Origin of the sequence: Nocardiopsis sp. ATB16-24 (assembly GCF_030271535.1) — a bacterium.
Lineage (GTDB): Bacteria > Actinomycetota > Actinomycetes > Streptosporangiales > Streptosporangiaceae > Nocardiopsis.
In genome coordinates this window covers 413,633-435,095 of record NZ_JASCXJ010000002.1, presented here as the reverse complement: position 1 = coordinate 435,095, position 21,463 = coordinate 413,633, and the positions used below count along the sequence as shown (strand labels likewise).

17 protein-coding genes are annotated in these 21,463 nt (G+C 70.0%); 6 read left to right on the top strand and 11 right to left on the bottom strand.

Annotated features, from left to right (window positions below):
* Positions 1-53: 53 nt before the first annotated feature.
* The 6 genes from PFX91_RS04050 to rfbA form a co-directional block, all read right to left on the bottom strand.
* Complete coding sequence (locus tag PFX91_RS04050) at positions 54-1,103, bottom strand: ketoacyl-ACP synthase III family protein (protein WP_285729473.1); 1,050 nt, start codon at positions 1,101-1,103, stop codon at positions 54-56.
* A 154-nt stretch (positions 1,104-1,257) separates the two neighbouring features.
* Positions 1,258-2,100: an SAM-dependent methyltransferase gene (locus PFX91_RS04045; RefSeq protein WP_285729472.1), complete on the bottom strand. Its 843-nt coding sequence runs from the start codon at positions 2,098-2,100 to the stop codon at positions 1,258-1,260.
* Positions 2,097-3,596: an aromatic amino acid ammonia-lyase gene (locus PFX91_RS04040; protein ID WP_285729471.1), complete on the bottom strand. Its 1,500-nt coding sequence runs from the start codon at positions 3,594-3,596 to the stop codon at positions 2,097-2,099. Before PFX91_RS04040 ends, PFX91_RS04045 begins: the two co-directional genes overlap by 4 nt.
* The gene (locus PFX91_RS04035; protein ID WP_285729469.1) at positions 3,586-4,710 is read right to left on the bottom strand and encodes an AMP-binding protein; all 1,125 of its coding nucleotides are present in this window, start codon (positions 4,708-4,710) and stop codon (positions 3,586-3,588) included. Before PFX91_RS04035 ends, PFX91_RS04040 begins: the two co-directional genes overlap by 11 nt.
* 124 nt (positions 4,711-4,834) lie before the next feature.
* Positions 4,835-5,845 (bottom strand): dTDP-glucose 4,6-dehydratase, encoded by a 1,011-nt coding sequence (rfbB, locus tag PFX91_RS04030; protein WP_285729467.1) that lies wholly within the window; start codon positions 5,843-5,845, stop codon positions 4,835-4,837.
* The gene (gene rfbA / locus PFX91_RS04025) at positions 5,842-6,741 is read right to left on the bottom strand and encodes a glucose-1-phosphate thymidylyltransferase RfbA (RefSeq protein WP_285729466.1); all 900 of its coding nucleotides are present in this window, start codon (positions 6,739-6,741) and stop codon (positions 5,842-5,844) included. Before rfbA ends, rfbB begins: the two co-directional genes overlap by 4 nt.
* 253 nt (positions 6,742-6,994) lie before the next feature.
* Here rfbA and PFX91_RS04020 point away from each other — a divergent pair, with 253 nt between their 5' ends.
* Positions 6,995-8,293 (top strand): nucleotide disphospho-sugar-binding domain-containing protein, encoded by a 1,299-nt coding sequence (locus PFX91_RS04020; protein ID WP_285729464.1) that lies wholly within the window; start codon positions 6,995-6,997, stop codon positions 8,291-8,293.
* A gap of 33 nt (positions 8,294-8,326) precedes the next feature.
* Here PFX91_RS04020 and PFX91_RS04015 read toward each other — a convergent pair whose 3' ends face one another.
* Genes PFX91_RS04015 through PFX91_RS04005 form a run of 3 tightly spaced genes read right to left on the bottom strand, consistent with a single transcriptional unit; the run spans position 8,327 to position 11,209 of the window.
* Entirely contained in the window at positions 8,327-9,595 is a 1,269-nt protein-coding gene (locus tag PFX91_RS04015) for an activator-dependent family glycosyltransferase (protein WP_285729463.1), read from the bottom strand.
* A gap of 43 nt (positions 9,596-9,638) precedes the next feature.
* Complete coding sequence (locus PFX91_RS04010) at positions 9,639-10,628, bottom strand: ATP-binding cassette domain-containing protein (protein ID WP_285729462.1); 990 nt, start codon at positions 10,626-10,628, stop codon at positions 9,639-9,641.
* Positions 10,625-11,209 (bottom strand): hypothetical protein, encoded by a 585-nt coding sequence (locus tag PFX91_RS04005; protein WP_285729461.1) that lies wholly within the window; start codon positions 11,207-11,209, stop codon positions 10,625-10,627. Before PFX91_RS04005 ends, PFX91_RS04010 begins: the two co-directional genes overlap by 4 nt.
* A gap of 139 nt (positions 11,210-11,348) precedes the next feature.
* Here PFX91_RS04005 and PFX91_RS04000 point away from each other — a divergent pair, with 139 nt between their 5' ends.
* From PFX91_RS04000 to rfbH, 3 genes are all read left to right on the top strand, one after another.
* Entirely contained in the window at positions 11,349-12,437 is a 1,089-nt protein-coding gene (locus PFX91_RS04000; protein WP_285729460.1) for an NAD-dependent epimerase/dehydratase family protein, read from the top strand.
* 10 nt (positions 12,438-12,447) lie between these two features.
* A complete protein-coding gene (locus PFX91_RS03995; RefSeq protein ID WP_285729459.1) occupies positions 12,448-13,029 on the top strand; it encodes a dTDP-4-dehydrorhamnose 3,5-epimerase family protein in 582 nt (193 codons plus the stop codon).
* A 297-nt stretch (positions 13,030-13,326) separates the two neighbouring features.
* Positions 13,327-14,649, top strand: coding sequence for a lipopolysaccharide biosynthesis protein RfbH (gene rfbH, locus PFX91_RS03990; RefSeq protein WP_285729458.1), 1,323 nt, complete (start codon positions 13,327-13,329; stop codon positions 14,647-14,649).
* Between the two features lie 1,285 nt (positions 14,650-15,934).
* Here rfbH and mftF read toward each other — a convergent pair.
* The gene (gene mftF / locus PFX91_RS03985) at positions 15,935-17,338 is read right to left on the bottom strand and encodes a mycofactocin biosynthesis glycosyltransferase MftF (protein WP_285729457.1); all 1,404 of its coding nucleotides are present in this window, start codon (positions 17,336-17,338) and stop codon (positions 15,935-15,937) included.
* Between the two features lie 44 nt (positions 17,339-17,382).
* The gene (locus PFX91_RS03980) at positions 17,383-17,679 is read right to left on the bottom strand and encodes an acyl carrier protein (protein WP_285729456.1); all 297 of its coding nucleotides are present in this window, start codon (positions 17,677-17,679) and stop codon (positions 17,383-17,385) included.
* A 516-nt stretch (positions 17,680-18,195) separates the two neighbouring features.
* On the opposite strand from PFX91_RS03980, the gene PFX91_RS03975 reads away from it, so the two are divergent.
* Entirely contained in the window at positions 18,196-18,903 is a 708-nt protein-coding gene (locus PFX91_RS03975) for a TetR/AcrR family transcriptional regulator (RefSeq protein ID WP_285729455.1), read from the top strand.
* A gap of 38 nt (positions 18,904-18,941) precedes the next feature.
* Positions 18,942-21,422 carry an MMPL family transporter gene (locus PFX91_RS03970; RefSeq protein WP_285729454.1) on the top strand — a complete coding sequence of 827 codons (2,481 nt, stop codon included), beginning with the start codon at positions 18,942-18,944 and terminating at the stop codon, positions 21,420-21,422.
* Positions 21,423-21,463: the final 41 nt, after the last annotated feature.

Sequence of the window (21,463 nt, the reverse complement as noted above, 5' to 3'; positions counted from 1 at the left end):
TCACGCTCCATTCGGTAGGTCGGTTCCCGCCCCAGTCGCGGGAGGTTCAGGGCTCACGGCTGGGAACCGCCCTCCGGCATGGTGTCGGTGATCTGCACGACCGCGCAGGCGGCGGTCACCCCCGAACCCACTCCGCCGAGCAGAACGTGGTCGCCGGGTTTCACCTCACCGCCGTCGATCAGGTGCCGGAGTCCCAGGAAGGGGTCGGCTGCACCGATGTGGCCGATGCCGCGGCCGTAGTCCCACGTGGTCTCGTCCACCGTCAGTCCCAGAAGGTCCAGCCACCGGTGCTCGAAGGAGTGCGGCGCGAGGCTGGTGAGCGAGGCGCGGGTGACATCGGCCATCGTGATGCCCGCCTCGGCGAGCGTGCGGTTGATCAGCATCAGCATCTTCTTTTGCAGCACCAGCCAGGCCAGCTTCGTGTCGCTGCGCTGCTCGCCGACCCGGCCGAACTCCTGGACCCGGCCCTTGAGGTCGAAGAACGTGCCGGTGGTGGCCCCCGGCGGGAACTCCGCTTCTCCGCTGCGGCTCATCTCCTCCAGTTCGGGGACCACCATCGACCCCACGGAGAGGATCCTGGCGAAGCCGCGATCCCGCCTCAGGACCAGCGCACAGGCTCCGTCGCCCAGGACGAAGTCGCCGGTGCGCCACCGATCGACGCCCGGGGTGCCGTAGTTGTCGCTCGCGACGAGGAGGGCGCACTCGTCCTCGTCACCGCCGCTCACGTGGGGCGCCGCCAACTCCAGGGCGTTGAACAGCGCGACACATCCCTGCCGTACCTCCATCGCCAGTGCGTCACCGGTGCCCAGGTGGTGCTGGAGGTGGTACTGCGGGAACCAGCCGTCCGGTCCTTGGTGCCAGGTGTCGGCGTACAGCAGCAGGCGCGTGTCCGCGGGAGCCGCACCGCTCTGCGCGAACGCCTCGCGGGCGGCCCTCAGGGCCATCTCCGGAGCCGGAACCGGGCCGGCGACCGCGGCACCGGTCATCTCGTGCGAGGCGGCCTCCTCCTCGGTGCACAGCCCCTGCTCCAGAGCCGACCGCACACTGACGGACGGGGGCACGAACGTCCCCAGACCACTGAGCCACAGTTGGGGTGTACGCATCTTTCTCCCTATCTCCCCACGGCGCCTCGGTGGAACGGGGCCGTGAACGGTTGACGGAACGCGCGCCCTGGGCGAGCGACGCCACGTCGTCTGCCGGCGCCCGCACCGCCGGGCGTCCGGAATCGGAATCCCCTCCTCCGGAGGCGGTGGGGCGTCACGCCGTCCAGGGGGGCGGTGCCCAGGCCGGCCGTCGGCCGGCCAGGACGCTCAGCCGCAGCGGTACGGGCCGCAGCAGCAGGGTGATGAAACCCAGCTTTCCGCGGAAACCTTGCAGCCAGGCGTCCCGGTAGTCGGCCATGAACCGGAGGATCTCCCCCTGTTCCTCGGGCGGCGCCTCGTCCAGCCCCCAGTCGGCCAGGGCCCGCACACAGGCCCACATGTACGCGTCCCATTCCGTCTCGGTGCTCACATGGGCGTCGACGGGAAGCCCTCCGGCGGCGATCACCTCGTCGAACACGCCCTCCAGGTCCCGATAGCGGTCCTCGGCCACCCCCAGCGACCGCAGTGCCGCCTCGTCGGGCGGGCGCCGCCAGAACGTCTCTCCCAGCACGACCACGCCCCCGTCCCGGAGCCGGGGGCGTATCAGCTCTCTGAGGGTCGTGCCCGTACCGCCGAGCACGTCGCTCAGGCCCACGCACATCACCAGGTCGAAGTCCCCGGTCCGGACCAGGTCCCAGGCGTCGCCCACCTGGCCGGTGAAGCGGTCGGCGACACCACGGCGTTCGGCCTCGGCCCTGGCGCGCTCCACATGGGCCCGGGAGACGTCGACGCCCACGCCGTGGGCGTCGGGGTACAGCTCCAGAGCACGCAGAATCCAGGCCCCCAGTCCGCAACCGATGTCGAGGATCCGGGGGTTCTTCCCCAGACGGGCGCCCTGGAGCATCCGGTCGATGGTCGCGGCGGAGAACGGACCGATCATGGAATGTCCGCCGTCCAGCCGGTTCCAGACGACCTCGTTGGTGAACTGACCGGGGTCACCGGCGGCTTCCGGGGTCACGGGTTCTCGTTCCCCCCTCGGGCCAGTTCGTGGCCCCACCCCTGGAGGAGTCGCCCGACCGTGTGGACCTCGGCGGCCAGGGGCCGGTCCGCGTCCAGCGGCGGACAGACCTCCGCCAGCACCTTCCACCGCTCGTCGTCTCCGGAGGAGGCGCCGGTCAGGGCGGCGCACTGGGCCACGCCCACCCCGAGGGAACCTAGGACGTTCCATGCGTGCCCCACCGCCTCAGCGACCGCGTTGGCCCCGTTCAGCGCCATCGGGACGTGGTCCTGGTTGCCGTTGTTGCAGGGCAGGGCGGTGAGCGTGGCCGGGACGACGAGCTGGCGGATACGGCTGACGAAGGAGGTCGCGCTGATCTGCACCCCCGCCAGTCCGCTTCCCGCGCCGGCCCTGGGAGTGAGCATGGGCGGCAGCCCGCCGTTGCTCTCGGGGGCGCACAGCAGCGCGAGCTGGCGGTCGACCAGGAAGGCGATCTGCTGGAGGCACAGTCCCAGCTGGTCCGAGCACAGGGCGGCCGGCATGGCGTGGAAGTTCCCCCCGTGCAGGACCTCGTCCTCCACGAAGACGGGGTTGTCGGTGGTTCCGACGGCCTCGCGGACCAGGATGGCCTCCATCGCCTCAAGTTGGTCCAGCACCGCGCCGAGGACCTGTGGAGCGCACCGCAGGCTGTAGGGCTCCTGAAGGGGGCGGGAGGGGGACCGCTCGGCGGATGCGGGCATGTACGAGCGGATCCACCGGGCCACGGTCGACTGTCCGATCTGGCCGCGCACCTTCGAAAGGTTCGGGTGGTAGGCGACGGGGTCCGAGCCCAGCAGCGTGGCCAGGCGGCCCGTGAGCAGCGCCGCGGCGCGAAGCAGCGCGAGCACCTGTCGGTGGTTGTGCACCGTGACGGCCAGGCTGACGGCGGTGCCGTTGACGAACCCCAGCGCCTCCCGTGCGCGCCACTGGATCGGCCGCGCGTCGAGTTCGTCGAGCACGTCGGTGGCCGGGCGCCGCGTCCTGCCTCCCTCGCCGTCGGGGCTCCAGCAGTGGCCCTCCCCGGCGAACGCCAGGGCGGCGCTGGCCAGGGGCTGGAGGTCACCGCTGGCGCTGACCGTGCCGTCGCGGGGGATCACCGGGGTGAACCCGCGGTTCCACAGGTCGGCCAGCCTCTGCCAGAACTCGGGGGAGACCGCCGAGTATCCCGAGCGCATGCTGTTCAACCGGAGCCACACCGCGAGTCGGCTCACGTCCGCCGGCAGAGCCTCCCCCTGAGCGGTGCCCAGGTGGGAGATGAGTCCGCGCCCCTGCTCCTCGACGGACTCCGCGGCGGCGAAGGCGACCAGGGGGCCGAAGCCACGGCTCACCCCGTACACCTGTTGCCCGTCGGCCAGCGCCTTCTCCAGGGTGCTCACGCCGGAGCGCATCCGCGAGGCGTCCTGTTCGTCACATGCGATCTTCGCCTCCCACGCCGCCGCATCGAGCAGTTCGTCGAGGGATCGCGGTCTACCGTGCACTGTTCCTCCCCAGTTCCGACCGGTCTCCGGTCTGAAGGCGCCTCAGCTTGCCAGTCTCCGAACGGTCGATCCTGTCCGCCGCCATGACCCGTCTCGGCCGGCACGGGAGTGCCGACCGCAGCGCGGCCAGGTCGATGTCCCCGGGCGCGTCTCCGGGAGCCGGCACGAGGAGGACGTCGAAGTGCTCACCGATCACGGGGTCGCTCACCGGGACGCAGGCCGCGTCGACGCAGGGGACCGCGGAGCGGACCCGCTCCTCCAACAGGTCGAGGTCGAACCTACGACCGTTGATCTTCACGAGGCGACCGCGCCGATTCGTCATCGCGATCGTCCGCTCGTCCAGCGCCCTGACGTAGTCGTCCATCCGCCACTCGGTCATGGCCCCGCCCTCCGGTGCGTGGGCGAGCCGGGGACTGCGTACCACCAGGGGCGCCTCCCCTTCGTCACCGGGGCGCGGCTGTAGCAGTTCCACGTCGGGGCACAGCCTCCAGTGGCGGTCCCCCTCGCCCGAACGGCGGGTGGCCACGGCCCCGGTCTCGGTGGAGCCGAACAGTTCCAGGATCGACGCGGTGTCCCCGAGTTCGTCCAGCAGTTCTCCGGCGGCCGCCGGCAGCATGGCGGTGCTGTGCACTATGCTCAGCCGCCGCATTCCCCGTGCCCACGACAATCGCTGTCGCAGGAGGCGGAACGTCCAGGGAATGGCCATGACCGCCCAACGCCGGTGAGGGGTGTCCTCCGGCATGGGGGCGAACTGGGGGCGATACCAGACGGGGAGCCCCAGGCGCGCGGGGACGAGCACCGTGGCGATCATCCCGTAGATGTGCCGGGGCGGGGCGAAGGAGAGCACGGCCTCGGGGCGATCCGCCGTCAGCATGTCGCCGATCAGGCCCGCCTCCGCCCACAGCTGTTCCCGGTCCCGCCGCCACGTGCGGCCGTCGCCCGTGCTTCCCGAGGTGTGGAAGTCGACCACGTCGCCCAGCGTGCGGCGCACCACCTCCTCGGGGGGTTCCGTCGACCCGTCCCACCGGACCGTCCACGGACGTTCGGTCCACTCCGGCGCGCTCAGGTCCGCGCTGAGCAGCTGCTCCGGTGAGATCTGCTCGTAGCCCTTCACGGGCGCTCCTCTCCTGCAAGGCGTCGACGGGAGGCGAACGCGGAGCCCGGGGCCGAGCGTCGCGCATCGGTGCGTTCGACGGCCGTCCCGCTGGCGGGACGACCGCCCGTGGCCGAGGACCGGGTCAGGGCGCCCACGCCGCGTCTCCCTCGGCCAGGGGCAGGCGGTGTTTCAGCGGTTCCCACCAGGCGCGATTGTCGGTGTACCACCGGATGGTCTCCGCGAGTCCCGTGCGAAAGTCCACGGTGGGGCGGTAGCCCAGCTCCTCCCGGATCCTGGAGAAGTCGACGGAGTACCGCCTGTCGTGCCCCTTGCGGTCGGCCACGTAGCGGACGAGCGACCAGTCTCCACCGATCGCCTCCAGCAGCATCGCCGTGACCTGCTCGTTGGTCAGCTCCTCCGAGGAACCGATGTTGTACCGCCGTCCCGGCCGGCCGCGCAGTGCGACCAGGGCTATGGCGTCACAGTGGTCATCGACGTGAATCCATTCGCGAACATTTCCCCCGTCACCGTAGAGAGGGACAGGTCTACCGTCCAGAAGGTTGGTGATGAAAAGCGGTATCAGCTTCTCGGGGAATTGATATGGACCGTAGTTGTTGGAACACCGGGTGATGCATGTGGGAAAACCGTAGGTCTGGTGGAACGCCCGAACGATGAGATCCGATGCCCCCTTGGAGGCGGCATAGGGGGAGTTCGGCTCCAGGGCCTCCTGCTCGTCCCACGAACCCGATCTGATGTCACCGTAGACCTCGTCGGTCGACACATGGACGAACTTTTCGACCCCTGCCCGCATGGCGCGATCGAGCAGGGTGAAAGTCCCCTTCACGTTCGTGGTGATGAAGTCGTACCCACTGGTGATCGAACGATCGACATGCGATTCCGCCGCACAATGGATGACGAGGGAGACCCCGCGAAGAATATCGTCGAGCAGGTCGGCGTCACATACATCCCCTTGGACGAAGCGCACCCGAGGGTCTCCGAGAACGGAATCTATGCTCTCCATCGTTCCGGCGTAGGTCAATTTGTCGAGCACCACGACCTCGGCGCCCCCGAATTCGGGATAGCATCCCGCGACCACCCGCCGGACGAAATTTGATCCGACGAACCCCGCCCCGCCAGTGACCAATATTCTCAAGGGGACTCACCTTCGCGATATGTGCCGTTGAGACTTCGAGCCACGTCTACCACGTACCGGCCATACGGGGAGTCGCCCGACTCCCTTCCCAGGCGGGAGCATTCGTCCGCGTCGATGAACCCCATTTCCAGGGCCACCTGCTCCACGCATCCCACCCGGACCCCGTGCTCCTGCGCCAGCCTGCGGACACGGTCACCGGCGTCGAACAGGGACTCCTCGGTCCCCACGTCGATCCAGGTGCAATCGTCCCCCAGCGGCACGAAGCGCGCGCTCCCCTCCTCCACGTAGGCCTGGTTCACGTCCGTGATCTCCAGCTCCCCGCGCGGGGAGGGGCGGACGTCCGCGGCGATCCGGCTCGCGCGCCCGTCATAGAGGTAAAGACCGGTCACGGCGTGTTTGGATCTGGGATACGCGGGCTTTTCCTCGATGGAGACGAGGTTGCCCGACGCGTCGAACTCCGCTATACCGAAGCGCTGCGGATCGGCGACCTCTTTTCCGAACAGGACGCATCCCTCAAGGGAGTCGGCGGCGTCGCGCAGCGTTCTGCCGAGAGTGGGGCCGTAGAACAGGTTGTCCCCCAACACCAGCGCACACGGTTCTCCGTCGATGTGACGTTCCCCGATGACAAGCGCCTCCGCGATTCCCCTCGGCTCCTCCTGTGTCTCGTACGAGATCGAGATTCCCAGATGTCGTCCATCACCGAGTAGCGATCGGAATCCGGATACCGCCTCGGGGGTACAGATAATCAATATCTCTCGGATGCCGATAAGCATGAGCACCGAGAGCGGATAGTAGATGACCGGCTTGTCATAGACCGGAAGCAACTGCTTGGAAGTTGCGCGGGTGACGGGGTGCAAACGTGTCCCCCGCCCTCCGGCGAGAATAATACCCCTCATGTCCACTCCTGGTCGGGGTAGAACGTTCGGGACACCGTACAGGGAGGAGACCGGAGTTCGTCCATGGTCTTTCCATGTCCACGGGGCCGTGGTATTTTCACCGCTTCGCGCCCGTACTCCGGTCGCCTTCGGTTTGCGGGGTGGGAGGGTTCATGGTGTCCGCCGTGCCTCCTCCGACCATTTATGCACATGCGGCTCGGCGTGCATGTCCGGATGATGATCGAAAGGGAACTGGTAGAGAGTGCGTGTCCTCATGGCGACCCACGCGTCGCGATCGTATCTGTACAGCATGGTGCCTTTGGCGTGGGCACTGCGCGCGGCGGGCCACGAGGTGCGTGTGGCCACCCAACCCGCCCTCGTCGACGCCGCCGCCGACACCGGCCTGACGGTCGTGGCGGTGGGCGAGGACCACCGGTTCGAGGAGTTCGCGAACCTGGAGACGACACACCAGGAGCATGACGAGGAAGACTTCTCCCTGAGCCCGGACAATCTCAGGTCCATGCTGTGGCAGGACCTGGCCTGGGCCTACGACGGGTTGGTCCGCAACTGGCTGAAGGCCGTCAACGACCCGATGCTGGAGGACCTCGTGCTCCTGTGTCGGCAGTGGCGACCGGACCTGGTGCTGTGGGAACCGACGACCCTCGCCGGTGCGGTGGCCGCCGAGGCGTGCGGGGCGGCCCACGCCCGTTTCCTGTGGAGCGCGGATCTGCTCGGCACGAGCCGCACGTACTTCTTGGAGCGGTTGGCCGAGCGTGAGCCGCACGAACGACAGGATCCGCTCCGGGAGTGGCTCTCGGCGCGTGCCGAGAGCCACGGTGCCCGCTTCGGTGAGGAGTTCGTGCACGGCCGGTTCTCCCTCACACACCTGCCGTCGGTCCTGGCCCCGTCCGACGCCACGGCGCCCGAACCCCTGCGCCTGCGCTACATCCACTACGGCGGTCAGACCGTGATCCCCCCATGGTTGCGAGGCGTGCCGGGGGACGAGTCCGGGCAGGAGGCCCCCCGGCGGGTGTTCGTCGACTGGCGGGCCGCGTCCGCGGTGACCGGCGACCCCGGAACGGCGGTCCTTCGCGAGGTGCTGGGCGGTCTCGGCACCCTCCAGGACGTCGAGGTGGTCCTCGTGGTGCCCGAGGGACGCGGTGAGGAGCCGGTGGACCTGCCGGGCGTGGCCCGGATCGTCGAGCAGGGGGCTCTGCACGCGCTCGCTCCCACCTGCTCGCTCGCCGTGCACGCGGGCGGCTTCGACACCCTGTGCGCGGCGGGCGTGCACGGCGTTCCCCAACTGGTGCTGCCGGAGCCGGGACTCTACGACGCGGGGCTCGTGGCCGACGAGATCGTCGCCTTGGGCGCGGGCGCGACCCTGCACCGCGACGATGTGGAGGCCGCCTCGGTGGCGAAGGAGGCGGCGCGGCTGCTCACGGACCCGTCCGTGGCGCGGGGCGCCGCGCTGCTTCGGCGGGAGTTCGCCCAGACTCCGACGCCGGACCGACTGGTGGAGCGGATCGAGCTGTTGACGGCCGAGCACGCGGGAGGCGGCACTCCCGCTCCGTGAGACGGGCCCCGGGGCGGGGGACGGTGGCGCGGGTCAGGCGGTCCGCCGTTCGGCGGCGTGCCGCTCCAGGCGGGCGACCATCGCGGCCGGCGCGGGCTGGGCGAGCATGGCCTCGCGCAGCCTGGCCGCGTGGCGCCGAAGATCCGGATCGCCCAGCAACCGCAGGGCCTCCCCGCGCAGGGCCTGCGGATCCGCCCGCTCGGCCTCCAGCGCCACACCCGCCCCCGCCCCGGCGACCCGACGCGCCAGCAGCGGGGCGTCGAACAGCCGTGGCCGCGCCACGATGAGCTGGGGCAGGGCGTGTGCCAGCATCGTGAAAACCGTTCCCGGGCCGCCCTGGTTGATGGTGGCGGTGCTGGCCGCGGCCAGCGCGTGCAACGGCACGTAATCCACCAACCGCACGTTGGGCGGTGGGTTCTCCAACCCCCGCCGACGATCGACGGGCACCGTGGCCACCACCTCGGCGTCCACATCGGCCAACGCCTCCACCACCGTTTCCGCTGACAGGACGTGCCCGCCGAAACGCTGGGTGGAACTCGTCCCGAGGGTCAGGCACAGACGGGGTCGCTCCAGGGGCTCGCGCAACCAGTCGGGCACCACCGCCCGCCCGTTGTAGGGCACGAACCGCATCCCCAGATAACGCACCGGCACACGCGCCGACACCGGTATCCGCAGACCGGGCGGCACCTGATCCACGGTGGCCTGACCACAGACCAGCTCCTCGTCGAAGTCCACCCCGTACCGCCCGGCCAACCCCGTCAGCCACTCCTCCAACGGGTCCTCCCGGGAGGCGGCGGGCTGCTCCCGCATCCGCTCCAGGAACAACCCCCGCATCCGCGCGAACAGGTCCAGACTCCACAGGAACCGCACATGCGCCGCACCACACGCCCGCGCCGCCACCGCACCCGCGAACGTCGTCGGCTCCCACACCACCAGGTCAGGGCGCCAGGTACGGCACAGACCCACCAGGTCGTCGGCCATCGGGTCGTTGACCATCCGCCACCAGTAGGGAACGACCTGGCGGTAGCCCTCCAGGAGGTGGGGCCAGGTGAGCTTCTCCTCGTCCTCCTCACCGAAGTCCAGCAGCGGCAGGCGGCCAGCGGCGAAGCGCTTCGTGATCCGCCCGAAGTGGTGGTCGCGGCCCACGGGGGCGAAGGGCAGCCCGGCCGCGGCCACGGTCGGGGCCAGCTCCGGTTGGCCGGCCACCACCACTTCATGACCAGCCGCCCGCAACGCCCACGCCAACGGGACCAGGCCCAGAAAATGGGTCCGCTCAGCCTGCGTGGCGATCACAACGCGCACGCGTCCTCCTCGCCGTAGTACTCGGCGGCCGGGGCCGTCGGCGTCAGCGGCCCACCAGCCGTGTGTCCTCGTCGTGCTCGGCCTTGTCCGCGTCGCGGAAGCTGGTGCCCGTGTAGGAGAGGTAGACGTCGTCCAGCGACGGCTGCGTCACCCGGACCGAGCGGACCGTGCCGTCCAGCCGGGAGAAGAGTTCGGGAAGGAACTTCTCCCCCTCCGCCACGTGGAAGACGAGCTTGTCGCCCTCGACCACGGCGGTGACGTCGAACACCTCCCGTAGTACGGCGTCCACTCCGGCGCTGTCGGTGGAGTCCAGCTCGACCCGGTCCTTGCCCACGCTGTCCTTCAGCTCCTGCGGGCTTCCCAGGGCCACGATGCCCCCACGGTCGATGATGGCTATCCGGTGGCAGTTCTCGGCCTCCTCCAGATAGTGCGTCGTCATGAAGACCGTGGTGCCGTCACGCTGGTTGATCTCGCGGACGCCGTCCCAGATCGTCTGGCGCGTCTGTGGGTCGAGGCTGACGGTGGGTTCGTCCAGGAACAGCACCGCGGGGCGGTGCAGCATGGCCCGGACGATCTCCAGCCTGCGCCGCATGCCTCCGGAGTACGTCCCCGCGGCCCGATGCTGGTGGTCGAGGAGATCGACCGTGCGCAGCGCCTCGTCGACACGCTCCTCCGCCACCCCGGAGGGGACTCCGTAGATGTCGGCGTGGAAGCGCAGGTTCTGACGGCCGGTGAGGTAGCGGTCGAGTGTCTGCTCCTGGAACACCAGGCCGATACTGCGACGCACGTCCGCCTGCCGCCGGACGACGTCGTGTCCGGCCACGGAGGCCGTGCCGTCGGTCGGGGGGGTGAGGGTGCACAGCATCTTGATCATCGTGGACTTGCCGGCCCCGTTGGGACCCAGCAGGCCGAAGATCTCGCCCCGTCCGACCTCCAGGTCGACCCCCTTCACCGCTTCGATCTCGCCGTAGCGCTTACTCAGCCCGTGCGTGGCGATGGCCGGTCCTCCAGGGGTTTCCGAACGCGCGCTCATCCCCTTCTCCCTTCCTGGGCCGGGCTTCGGGACTCGGTGGCGATCCGCTCGACGAACGCGACTCCCGCGTCCTGCCACCGCCGCCGGTAAAGAGCGAAGATGTGCACCGCGCGCAACGTGCCTCCGTCCAACAGATGCTCGGGCAGGGTCCCCTCCCGCTCCGGCGCCGCTCCCGTGGCGGCCAGGCCGGGTACCTCTGGCTCCGGCGTCCAGAAGTAGATCTTCCTGACGTTCCACATCGCGAACGCGTAGTTCACGGTCAGGGCCGCCGCCGCCGTACGGGTCCGGGCCGTGGCCTCACTGTCCACGGCCAGGGCGCACTTGACGTATCGACTGTGCGGACTGAGTTCGTGCAAGGAGGTGTAGCCGAGGACCCCGCCGTCTTCGACCGCGCGCACGAGGAACTGCGCCGCGACCTCTTGGTGGGGCCGGTTCGGCCAGAGGGCGGAGGAGGCGAAGACGTCGTGGCGGTCGATGCCCTGCACACCCTGGGCGGCCAGTTCGGCGTGGACCTCGGTCCCGGTCCTGGCGTGTGTGGCCTCAAGGGCGATTCCAGGCGCGTTGATGTGCGGAAATATCACGCAGGTACCCCTGATCTCCGGGTAGTCGGCACCAATGGGGAGGCCGACCCTAGCACCGGGCCACCACCTGCCTTAGGGTTCGGTGCCATCTCCGCTGCTCCGGCGGTCCCGCCGGCGAGACATCTGGACACAGGAGGCGATGGGTATCGCGTCGCGCAACGACTCGCCGGAGTGCGGGCGCCCCCGCATCGCGGGAGAACGCGTTCTCGTGCTCGGCGGTACGGGCTTCCTGGGCCGGCACCTGTGCACCACGTTCCGGTCCGCCGACGCACGCGTCCTCCTCGTGTCCAGGAGCGCCTCCGGAACGGGCCGGCACGACACGGACTCGATACGCCTGGACCTGGTCGCGGCGTCCGAGCGGGACCTGCTCGCACTCCTCGCCTCCACCTCCCCCTCGGTGGTGGTCAACGCCGCGGGAAGCGTCCATGAGGCGTCGCCCGAGAAGACGCGCGCCGCGAACGCCGAGTTCGTGGAGCGGTTGGTGCGTTCCCTGTCCCTGGTCTCCGAGCGGCCACGGCTCGTCCACCTGGGCAGCATCCACGAGTACGGGGCCGGCGAGGTCGGAACGAGCTTCACCGAGGACCATCCCCCGGCTCCGGCCGGGGTCTACGCCGACTCCAAGCTCCGCGGCACCCGCGCGGTGCTCGACGGCGTGCGGACCACCGGTTTGGTGGGGACCGCGTTGCGCGTCGGCAACGTCGTCGGGCCGGGGGCTCCCCGGCAGAGCCTGCTCGGTGCCGTGGCGCACTGTCTGGCCGAGGCGGCGTATCGGCCGGAGCGCTGCGCCGCGCGTCCGCGACTGCGGTTGGCCCCGCTCCGCTCCCGACGGGACTTCGTCGACGCGCGCGACGTCGCCCAGGCGGTGTTGGCGGCGGCCACGGCCCCCGCTCCCTCCGTGGCGGGGCGGGTCATCAACGTCGGCAGTGGCCGGGCCGTACCCGTCCGGTGGACGGTCGAGCGGATGGTCTCCATCAGCGGTATCCCCCTCGAACTCGTCGAGGAGCCACCGGCCACCGCCCGCTTCGACCCCTCTTGGCAGCAGTTGGACATCACCGTGGCCCGGCGTCTGCTGTCATGGCGTCCACGCCTGGGGCTGGAGGAGTCCCTGTCCGATCTGCTCGACGACGCGCGCCGGTCGTACGGCCGCAAGCACAGCGGCGACGGCGGCACTCCTTCGGGAACCGGCCGGTCGCATCCCACACCGACGGCGGACCACACCCGCGACTGAAAGGAGAGACGTGACGGCGAAGATCTCGCGGACGGCCGTCCCCGGTGTCCTCGTGTTCGATCCGGTGCGGATACTCGACGAACGCGGCAGTTTCCACGAGGGCATGAGGGTGGACTCCGTGGAGTCGGCCTCCGGAGTCCCGTTCCACCCTCGCCAGATCAACTTCTCCGTCTCCCGGAACAACACGCTTCGGGGGATCCACAGCGTGACGGTGCCTCCGGGCCAGGCCAAGTACGTCACGTGCGTCCGCGGCGCCATTCGCGACATCGTGGTGGATCTGCGGATCGGGTCGCCGACCTTCGGCGCCTACCACGTCACATCGCTGGACGCGGAGTCGGGTCGGTCGGTCTACGTTCCTCCCGGCGTGGGCCATGGGTTCCTCTCACTGGCCGACGACTCCTGTGTCTGTTACGTGCTGTCCACGGCGCACGTGCAGGGGACGCAGGTCGACATCGATCCGCTGGACCCCGAACTGGATCTGCCCTGGGGTTTCACCGAGCCTCCCCTGATGTCGGAGAAGGACGCCCAGGCCGGCGGGGTCGCCGAGGCCGCCGCGGCCGGGCTCCTGGCCCGATGGGAGGACACGCGCTGAGAACGTGGGCGGCGGGCCGAGCGCCCTTCGCGGCGGCTCGTGGAGGGGAAGGGACACCGGCGCTTTCCATGGTCCTCCGGTTGCCGCTTTCCTCGGCGACTCACAGCATGAAGGATGGCGCGACGGACGGCCGGCGCGGGACCACGTCGGCCGGTGCGCGTTTATCGGCACCGCGCCTTCGCCCCGGGTCCGGTTCATCGGTCGGCGGCCGTCGCTCCATGCTCTTCCACCCCGGGAACACCGTCGTGCCCCCGCAGGCCCGAGTTCACTGGGACCACCCCACCGAGGAGGATTCGGATGGAGACAAGCGACCACACGGCGCAGATCCTCGAAAGCGTCCGTGCCTACCACCGCGCCACGGAGAGGCCCGCGACATTCGTACCGGGGACCACCGAGATCTGGACCTCCGGGGCGGTGCTCACCGAGGACGACCGGGTCGCCTTGGTGGAGGCCGCCTTGGAGATGAGGATCGCCGCGGGCCCGCACTCCCGACGGTTCGAGTCGGAGTTCGCACGGCTGTTGGGACTGCGCAAGGCCCACCTGACCAACTCGGGCTCCTCCGCGAACCTGCTCGCGCTCTCGTCCTTCACGTCGCACCTGCTGGGGGACCGACGGATCCGCCCGGGCGACGAGGTGATCACCGCCGCGGCGGGCTTCCCGACCACGGTCAACCCGATCTTGCAGAACGGGCTTCTCCCCGTGTTCGTCGACGTCGAACTCGGGACCTACAACACGGTCGTGGACCGCGTCGCCCAGGCGATCGGGCCCAAGACCCGGGCCATCATGCTCGCCCACGCCCTCGGCAATCCCTTCGAGGCCGCCGAGATCGCCGAACTCGCCAAGGACCGCGGTCTCTACCTCATCGAGGACAACTGTGACGCCGTCGGCTCGTTCTACGACGGCAGGCTCACCGGGAACTTCGGCGATGTGTCGACCGTGAGCTTCTATCCCGCCCACCACCTCACGATGGGCGAGGGCGGTTGTGTCCTCACGTCCAACCTGGCGTTGGCGAGGATCATCGAGTCGATGCGCGACTGGGGCCGGGACTGCTGGTGCGAGCCGGGTGAGAGCGACGCCTGTCATCGGCGCTTCGGGTTCCAGGTGGGCAGACTGCCCGCCGGATACGACCACAAGTACACGTACTCGCACGTCGGCTACAACCTCAAGGCGACGGACCTCCAGGCGGCGCTCGGCCTCAGTCAGCTCGCCAGACTGGACGAGTTCGGAGCCGCTCGCCGCCGCAACTGGCGCAGACTTCGTGAGGGGCTCGACGGTGTGCCCTGGTTGCTGCTTCCGGAGGCGACTCCGCGCAGCGACCCCAGTTGGTTCGGGTTCGTCCTGACCGTGGACCCCGACGCCCCCTTCGGCCGTGCCGAACTCGTGTCCTTCCTCGAAGCACGCAAGATCAGCACCCGTCTGCTGTTCGCGGGGAACCTGACCCGGCACCCCGCCTACATCAACCGACCGCACCGTGTCGCCGACGACCTGGTCAACAGTGACATCATCACCGAGCAGACATTCTGGGTGGGAGTCTATCCGGGAATCACCGAGGAGATGATCGACTTCGTCATCTCCTCCATCACCGAGTTCGTGAAGAAGCACGCCGGCGGAACGCGCTGACCCGGCGCCGGGTACAGAGGGTCCCGGCCTGTCGGCGGCAGGCGGGCGAGAACGGCCGGGGATCAGAGCGCATGACGACGGCTTTCTCCCCTGTGACCTGGTGGGACGCGGGGAATCCGCAATGATCTCCGTACACGGGTTTCCAACGGGATTCTTTGGAGCTAATTTCTGTTTCAGGGTGTCCCGCTAGCGGGACACCCTGAAACGGAAAGTATCCGTCAGGCCGACCCTGCCGGGCTTCCGTGATCCTTACCCGGACAAGTTGAGGAGGTTGCTTCAATAGTGGCACTCACCGACATTCTCGCGCTCCAGGAGATGGAACTCGAAATCGCCTCCGAGGAGACCCCGCTCATGTGCAGCGGAACAAGCGTCGGCGGTTGCAGCGTCGCCCAGCCGCTGTAACCTCCTGGGCGACACGAAAGACCAACCTCGAACGGAAGTGAAGGAAAATGGCACTCACTGACATTCTCGCGCTCCAGGAGATGGAACTCGAAATCGCCTCCGAGGAGACCCCGCTCATGTGCAGTGGAGCGAGCGTCACCGGTTGCAGCGTCGCCCAGCCGCTGTAGTCCACAGGGCGACATAACCGATCACTCCTGAGACACATCCTCCGGGGGAGGTGAAGGAAAATGGTACTCACCGATGTTCTCGCGCTCCAGGAGATGGAGCTTGAGCTCGCCTCCGAGGAGACTCCGCTCATGTGCAGCGGATTCAGTCTCGGCGGTTGTAGCGTCGCCCAGCCGATGTAGGAATCATTCCGGCCGCCCAGCCGAAGTAGGAACCCCGGCCGGAGAAAAGAGGATTCACATGGCACTCACCGATATTCTCGCGCTCCAGGAGATGGAGCTTGAGCTCGCCTCCGAGGAGACCCTGCTCATGTGCAGCGGCTACAGCATCTCCGGATGCAGCGTCGCCCAGCCGCTGTAGCCCGCGAGACGTCCGAGCACCGGTCGGTGGTCGGAACCCGTGGGGGCGACCCCGCGGGCCGGCCGGCTCGGGCGTTCGGTGTCCGAAGCCGGGGTTCCCGGCCGTAGACCACGGCTCGGCACTCTGACGGACACGCTCGTCCGCCGCCTCGTCCGTACGCCCGCCCGGCGCGCGGACGGGGCGGACTTCGGGCGGGCTCCCGGGCAGGACGGGGCTCCCGCCGGTGAAAGGCCGCCCTGAGCGGTGAACCCACCGGCGGGAGCCCCGTCCGTCGGCGACGGCTCTCGGAGCCGGTGCGGCGGACCGATCCCGAGAGCCGTCGTCTCGCGGTGTTCCGTCCCCGCGCGCGGCCCCCGCTTCACGGCCGGTTCGACCGGAACCGTGGAAGGAGCGGAGCGAGGGTGCGCGAACGGAGCGCACCGTGCCACACCCCGACCCCGTGAGCGGCGTCATCGGCCAGGCTCGCCAGTGTCCACCGCACGGGATCCACCGGAGGACGGGTCGCCAACCAGTCCCGCAACGCGGGAGCCGCCGCCAGCGCGCCCATCATCGCGAGCCTTCGTCCACGCCTTCCCGGCGCCACCGCCGCCGCCGGCAGCGCCGGAAGTCCCACCTGGGCGAGGGCGCGCCCCAGCCCGGTCAAGGTCGTCCCCACCGGCTGCGCCGTCACCCACGCGGCGGCGGTCGCGGACAGCCCCGCGCGCCGGAGGTGGCGCGGGAGACCGCACACCGCCGAGCCGAGCAGGACCCCGGCCAGTGCCGGACAGGCCAGGAGGAGTACCGCAGCGGTCACCGCGGGTGCCGGCCGGAGCATGACGGCGGCGATGCGGTCCGGATGCCGCAGGGCCAGCGGCGCCGCGCAAGTGCCGTAGTGGTAGCGGCGCGCCAGGTACGCGCTCCATGTGGCGGGTTCGGTGTGCACCACCTGGGCCTGGGGTTCGTAGCGCACACGCCACCCCGAGTCCGCCAGACGCCATACCGCGTCCACGTCCTCTCCGTAGCGCAGGTCCTCGTCGAAGAAGTCCTCACCCACGGCCGCACGCCGTACGACGAGCGCTGCCGTGGGCAGGTGGCCGACCCGTCCTCCGGGTCTCACCAGGGCCTCCCGCTCTCCCAGGTCCAAGGGGAAGCGCGCCACCGCGTAGGCGCCGAGAACGGACCGGTCGGGGCTCGCCGGTCGGACCCGGGGGGCGACCGCGCCGACCTCGGGGTCGGCGAAATGGGCGAGGAGAGGGGCCAGCCACCCCGGGCGGGGCACGCAGTCGCTGTCCAGGAACGTCACGTACTCCACATCGGCCGCGCACGCGGCGAGGCCGCTGTTGCGGGCCGCCGCCGGTCCTCCGTTCACCGGTCGGGCGACCAGCCGCGCACCGTGGCGGGCGGCGGCCGAGGCGACGGCCTCCCGGTCCCGAGACCCGTCGTCCACGACGACGACCTCCGTCACCATTGCGATGTCCTCGGAGGCGCGGAGGGCTCGGAGAAGCCGGTCGAGGTAGGCGGCGCGGTCGCGAACGGGGATGACCACCGCCGTTCTCCCCGGTGCGGCGGACCTTGGAGGGCGGGGGTGGGCGGCTCCGGAGTCCACCAGGCGTCGGGCCAGGGCCCCGGCCTCGGCGGTACGTACCGGGCCGCCGTCCAGTTCTTCGAGAAGTCGGGCCTCGGACGTGGAGAGGGCGAGGGTACGAGGGGGGTCGCCTCCCACCACGACACGTCCCTCGGACCGTACGACGGTGTCGGGGTCGAGGACGAGGGAGAAACCCACCGGGAGAGGGGGCGCCTCCTGTCCGTCTCCCGGCCGTCCCCGCATCACGACCCTCCCCGTCCCTGTGCCGTGGTCGGGGAGTCCGTCGCGGTCAGGGCCGCGCTGATGCTGCGCACGTCCTGGAACGTCCCTCGCGTGATCTGGTCCAGGGCGAGGGTGGCGCCGAGGTCCTTGTGGATGTAGTTGAGCAGGACGGCCGTGTTCAGGGAGGTCAGCACGCCCGTGTCGAGCAGGGGGCTGGACTCGTCGAAACGGCCTTCGGGATCACCGTCCAGGAAGTGGTTCCGGATGAAATCGACCAGCAGCGCGGTGGTCTCCTCCGTGGAACGGTTGTCGGTCAACGCCCCTCCTCACGTGGAACGGAACGGCCCGCGACGGTGGTCTCCGCCACGCCGCGGCGCCGGGGAAACGGGATGACCCGCGTCGGGGAACCGGCGCACCACGGCACCGAAAGGGCGGGTGGGGACGGTTCCGGCCGCCGCAGCGTAGCGCAGGACGTCACGCCGGGGGCGCGAGCGCCCTCACCGGAGGAACGGCGTACCGGTGACATCGGCCCATCGCGGAGCCGGCGAGGCCCGCGACGGCGGGTCGGGGCTCGCGGGCTTCCTCGACCGAGCACCGCGCAGGCCCTGGCCCGTGGCGGGAGCGGTTCCCGAAAGGGGGGCACGGACGTCCTCGCGCCCTCACCCCGCCTTTCCCACCGACACGCTCCCCTTGGTCTCCGGGCACGGCCCACCGCACCCCACGGCGACGACGAAGCACGTCGGGGCGGGCCTTTCGTCGGCGCACCCCTCGTGTGATTCGCTGCACTCAGTGCGTCGTTGCACTAAGTGCACCATCTTCTCTACTCTGGTTCCATGGCAGAACGGCAGCGATCCTCCGTGCCCGACAGGCGTGAAGCCCTCAAGGCACGGCACCGACGCGCCATCATCGACGCCGCGGCCGAGCTGATGACCCAGATCGGCGGCACCGACTTCACCGTCGACCAGCTCGCCGCGCGTGCCGACGTCTCCCGACGGACCGTGTTCAACCACTTCACGTCGGTGGACGACATCACCGTCGAGGTCTTCCGCGAGATGCTCGGAACGGTCCTGTCCAACGTCGACGCCAACCTGTCCGCGTCGGATTCGGAGCGGCCCGGCGGCCCTGCGATGTTCGACCGGGTCGCGGCCGCCCTGCGGGCCACCGACCTGGTCACCCCCATCACCGAGCTCACCCGGATCTTCCAGTCCGAGGGCGGCGGTCTCGCCCGGATCCTCAACCCCCGGGACAAGGGGCCCAACCCCCGCCAGGCCGTACTCCTCGAACGCGCCCTCACCGAACTGGGCACGCGGATCGCGGCCACCACCATGCGTCACCACCCCTCGGCCGACCCCTTGGAGGTCGAGTTGATGTGCGGGGCGCTCGTGGGCGGTTCCCTGGTCGTGGTCCGGCACTGGGCGCGGGTCACCGGCGGGGTCGACACTCCGGAGTCACGCCGTGTCTGGGACGAGCTCCTCGACCGCATGATCACCGTCAACCGCGACGGTTTCGGAGCCCTGTCCTCCGCGGCCGACGCCTCCTGAGCGCACGCGCTCCCACCCACCTCGTTTGCGGGATACCCATGGCTGAATTTCTCTACAGACTCGGGTGCGCCTCAGCACGGCGCGCCCGGACCGTCATCGCGGTCTGGCTGGCACTCCTGGTGTCGGCCGGCGCCGCCTTCCTCCTCTTCTCCGGTGACCTGGAGGACAGCTTCTCCATCCCCGGCACCCCGACCGACCAGGTGAACCAGCGTCTCAAGGCGGAGTTCTCCGACATGGGCGGCGGCGCGGGCACCGTCGTCTACCAGACCGAGGACGGCTCCGCCTTCACCGACGACCAGCGGGAGGAGATCGGCGAGCGCGTCGAGAGGGCCGCCGAGGTCGCCGGGGTCCAGGACGTCATCGACCCGTTCGCGACCGAGGAGGAGCGCTCCGAGCAGCAGGAGGAGCTCGCGAGCGGTCGTGAAGAGCTCGAAGCGGCCCGCGCCGGGATCGAGGCGGGCGAGGGGCTTCCCCCGGGAACCCCCGAGGAGCGACAGGCCATGATCGAGATCGGCCTGGAGACCCTGGCCGGGGAGGAGGAGCGGCTCGAACGGGGCGAGGCCCTGATGGAGATGGCCTCGGGGGTGCGCACGATCTCCGAGGACGGCGGCACCGCCCTGGTCAACGTCGCCTTCACCGACAGCCAGGAGGCGGTCTCCCAGGAGACCAAGGACGCCGTGATCGCGGTCTTCGAGCAGGACCCGGTCCCGGGGACCACCGTGGACTTCGGCGACGACATCGCCATGGCCCTGCCCGGTCTGGTCAGCGCCGCCGAGGTGATCGGCGTCATCGTGGCGGGCGTCGTGCTGGTCGTCATGCTCGGCACCCTCGTGGGCGCCGGACTGCCCCTGCTCACCGCCCTGGTCGGCGTCGGCATCGCCACCCTGACGGCGATGTCGCTGTCCGACGTGCTCGACATCGCCACGATCACGCCGATCCTCGGTCTGATGCTCGGTCTGGCCGTCGGCATCGACTACGCCCTGTTCATCGTCAACCGCCACCGCCGTCAGCTCAAGCAGGGCTTCGACCTGGTGGAGTCCATCGGTCTGGCCAACGGCACCGCGGGCAACGCCGTGGTCTTCGCGGGGACCACCGTGCTCATCGCCCTCCTGGGCCTGAACCTCACCGGCATCGGCTTCCTCGGTCTCATGGGCAGCGTGGGCGCCATCGCCATCCTGCTGGCCGTCCTGGTCGCGGTGACGCTCGTCCCGGCCCTGCTGTCGCTGGTGGGACCGCGCATCCTGTCCCGCCGCGAACGCGATCGCCTCGCCTCCGTCACCGGCGACGGAGCGGCCCCCCGGCTCGGGGACGGGGAGGACCGGCTCAGGCCGATGTCGCACGGCGCCGCGCTCGGTCGCGCCGCGATCGCCGTCTTGCTGCTCGGTGTCATCGCCCTGCCCGCGCTGGACCTGCGTCTGGGCATGCCCGACGGCTCCTCCCAGCCCGGTGACTCCACCCAGAACCGGGCCTACACGGCCGTGGCGGAGAACTTCGGCGACGGACAGAACGGCCCCCTCCTGGTCACCGCCGACCTTCCCGGAGGTCCCGACGAGGAGTCGGCCACGGCCAACGCCGAGCGGTACCAGTACGAGGTCGCCGAGGCGATCCACTCCCACGACGACGTCGCCGCGGTGGCGCCGATCGACGTCACCGAGGACGGGACCCTGGCCATCTTCCAGGTCCTGCCGGTGGAGGGCCCGGCGAGCGAGTCGACGGAGGAGCTGGTGCACGACCTCCGCGCCATGGAGCCCGTCCACGGCACCGGGACGCTCGGGGTCGCCGGTATGGCCAGCGGCAACATCGACATCTCCGACACCCTCAGCGACGCCCTGCCGACCTACCTCGCGGTGGTCGTGGGACTGTCCCTGGTCATCCTGCTGCTGGTGTTCCGGTCGATCTTCGTCCCCGTGGTGGCCACGCTCGGGTTCATCCTGTCCTACTTCGCCGCGCTCGGCGGCGTGGTCGCCGTCTACCAGTGGGGGTGGCTCGCGGGGGTCATCGGTCTGGAGAACCCGGGGCCGATCCTGAACTTCCTGCCCACGCTCCTGGTGGGCATCCTGTTCGGCCTGGCCATGGACTACATGCTCTTCATCAGCACGGGCATGCGCGAGTCCTACGTGCACGGCGCCCCCGCCCGGCTCGCCGTCGTGCGGGGCTTCCGGGCCGGACGCGCGGTGGTCACCGCGGCGGCGATCATCATGATCTCCGTCTTCGGCGGCTTCGTCTTCTCCGAGACGATGATGATCAGCTCGGTCGGGTTCGCGCTGGCCTTCGGTGTCCTCGTCGACGCGTTCGTGGTCCGCATGCTGCTGATCCCGGCGGTCATGCACCTGGCCGGGGACGCGGCCTGGTGGCTGCCCCGATGGCTCGACCGGGCGCTGCCCGACATCGACGTGGAGGGCTCGGCCCTGGAGCGGAGTCGCGCACCCCAGACCTCCGTCACCGAGGACGCCGTCGCCGACGACGGTACGGAACCGTCCTCCGCGGACAGGAGCGAGGTCGGCGCCGGACGGCGCTGACCCACCGAACACCGGGGCCCGGCGGGGCCGCTCGGCCACGG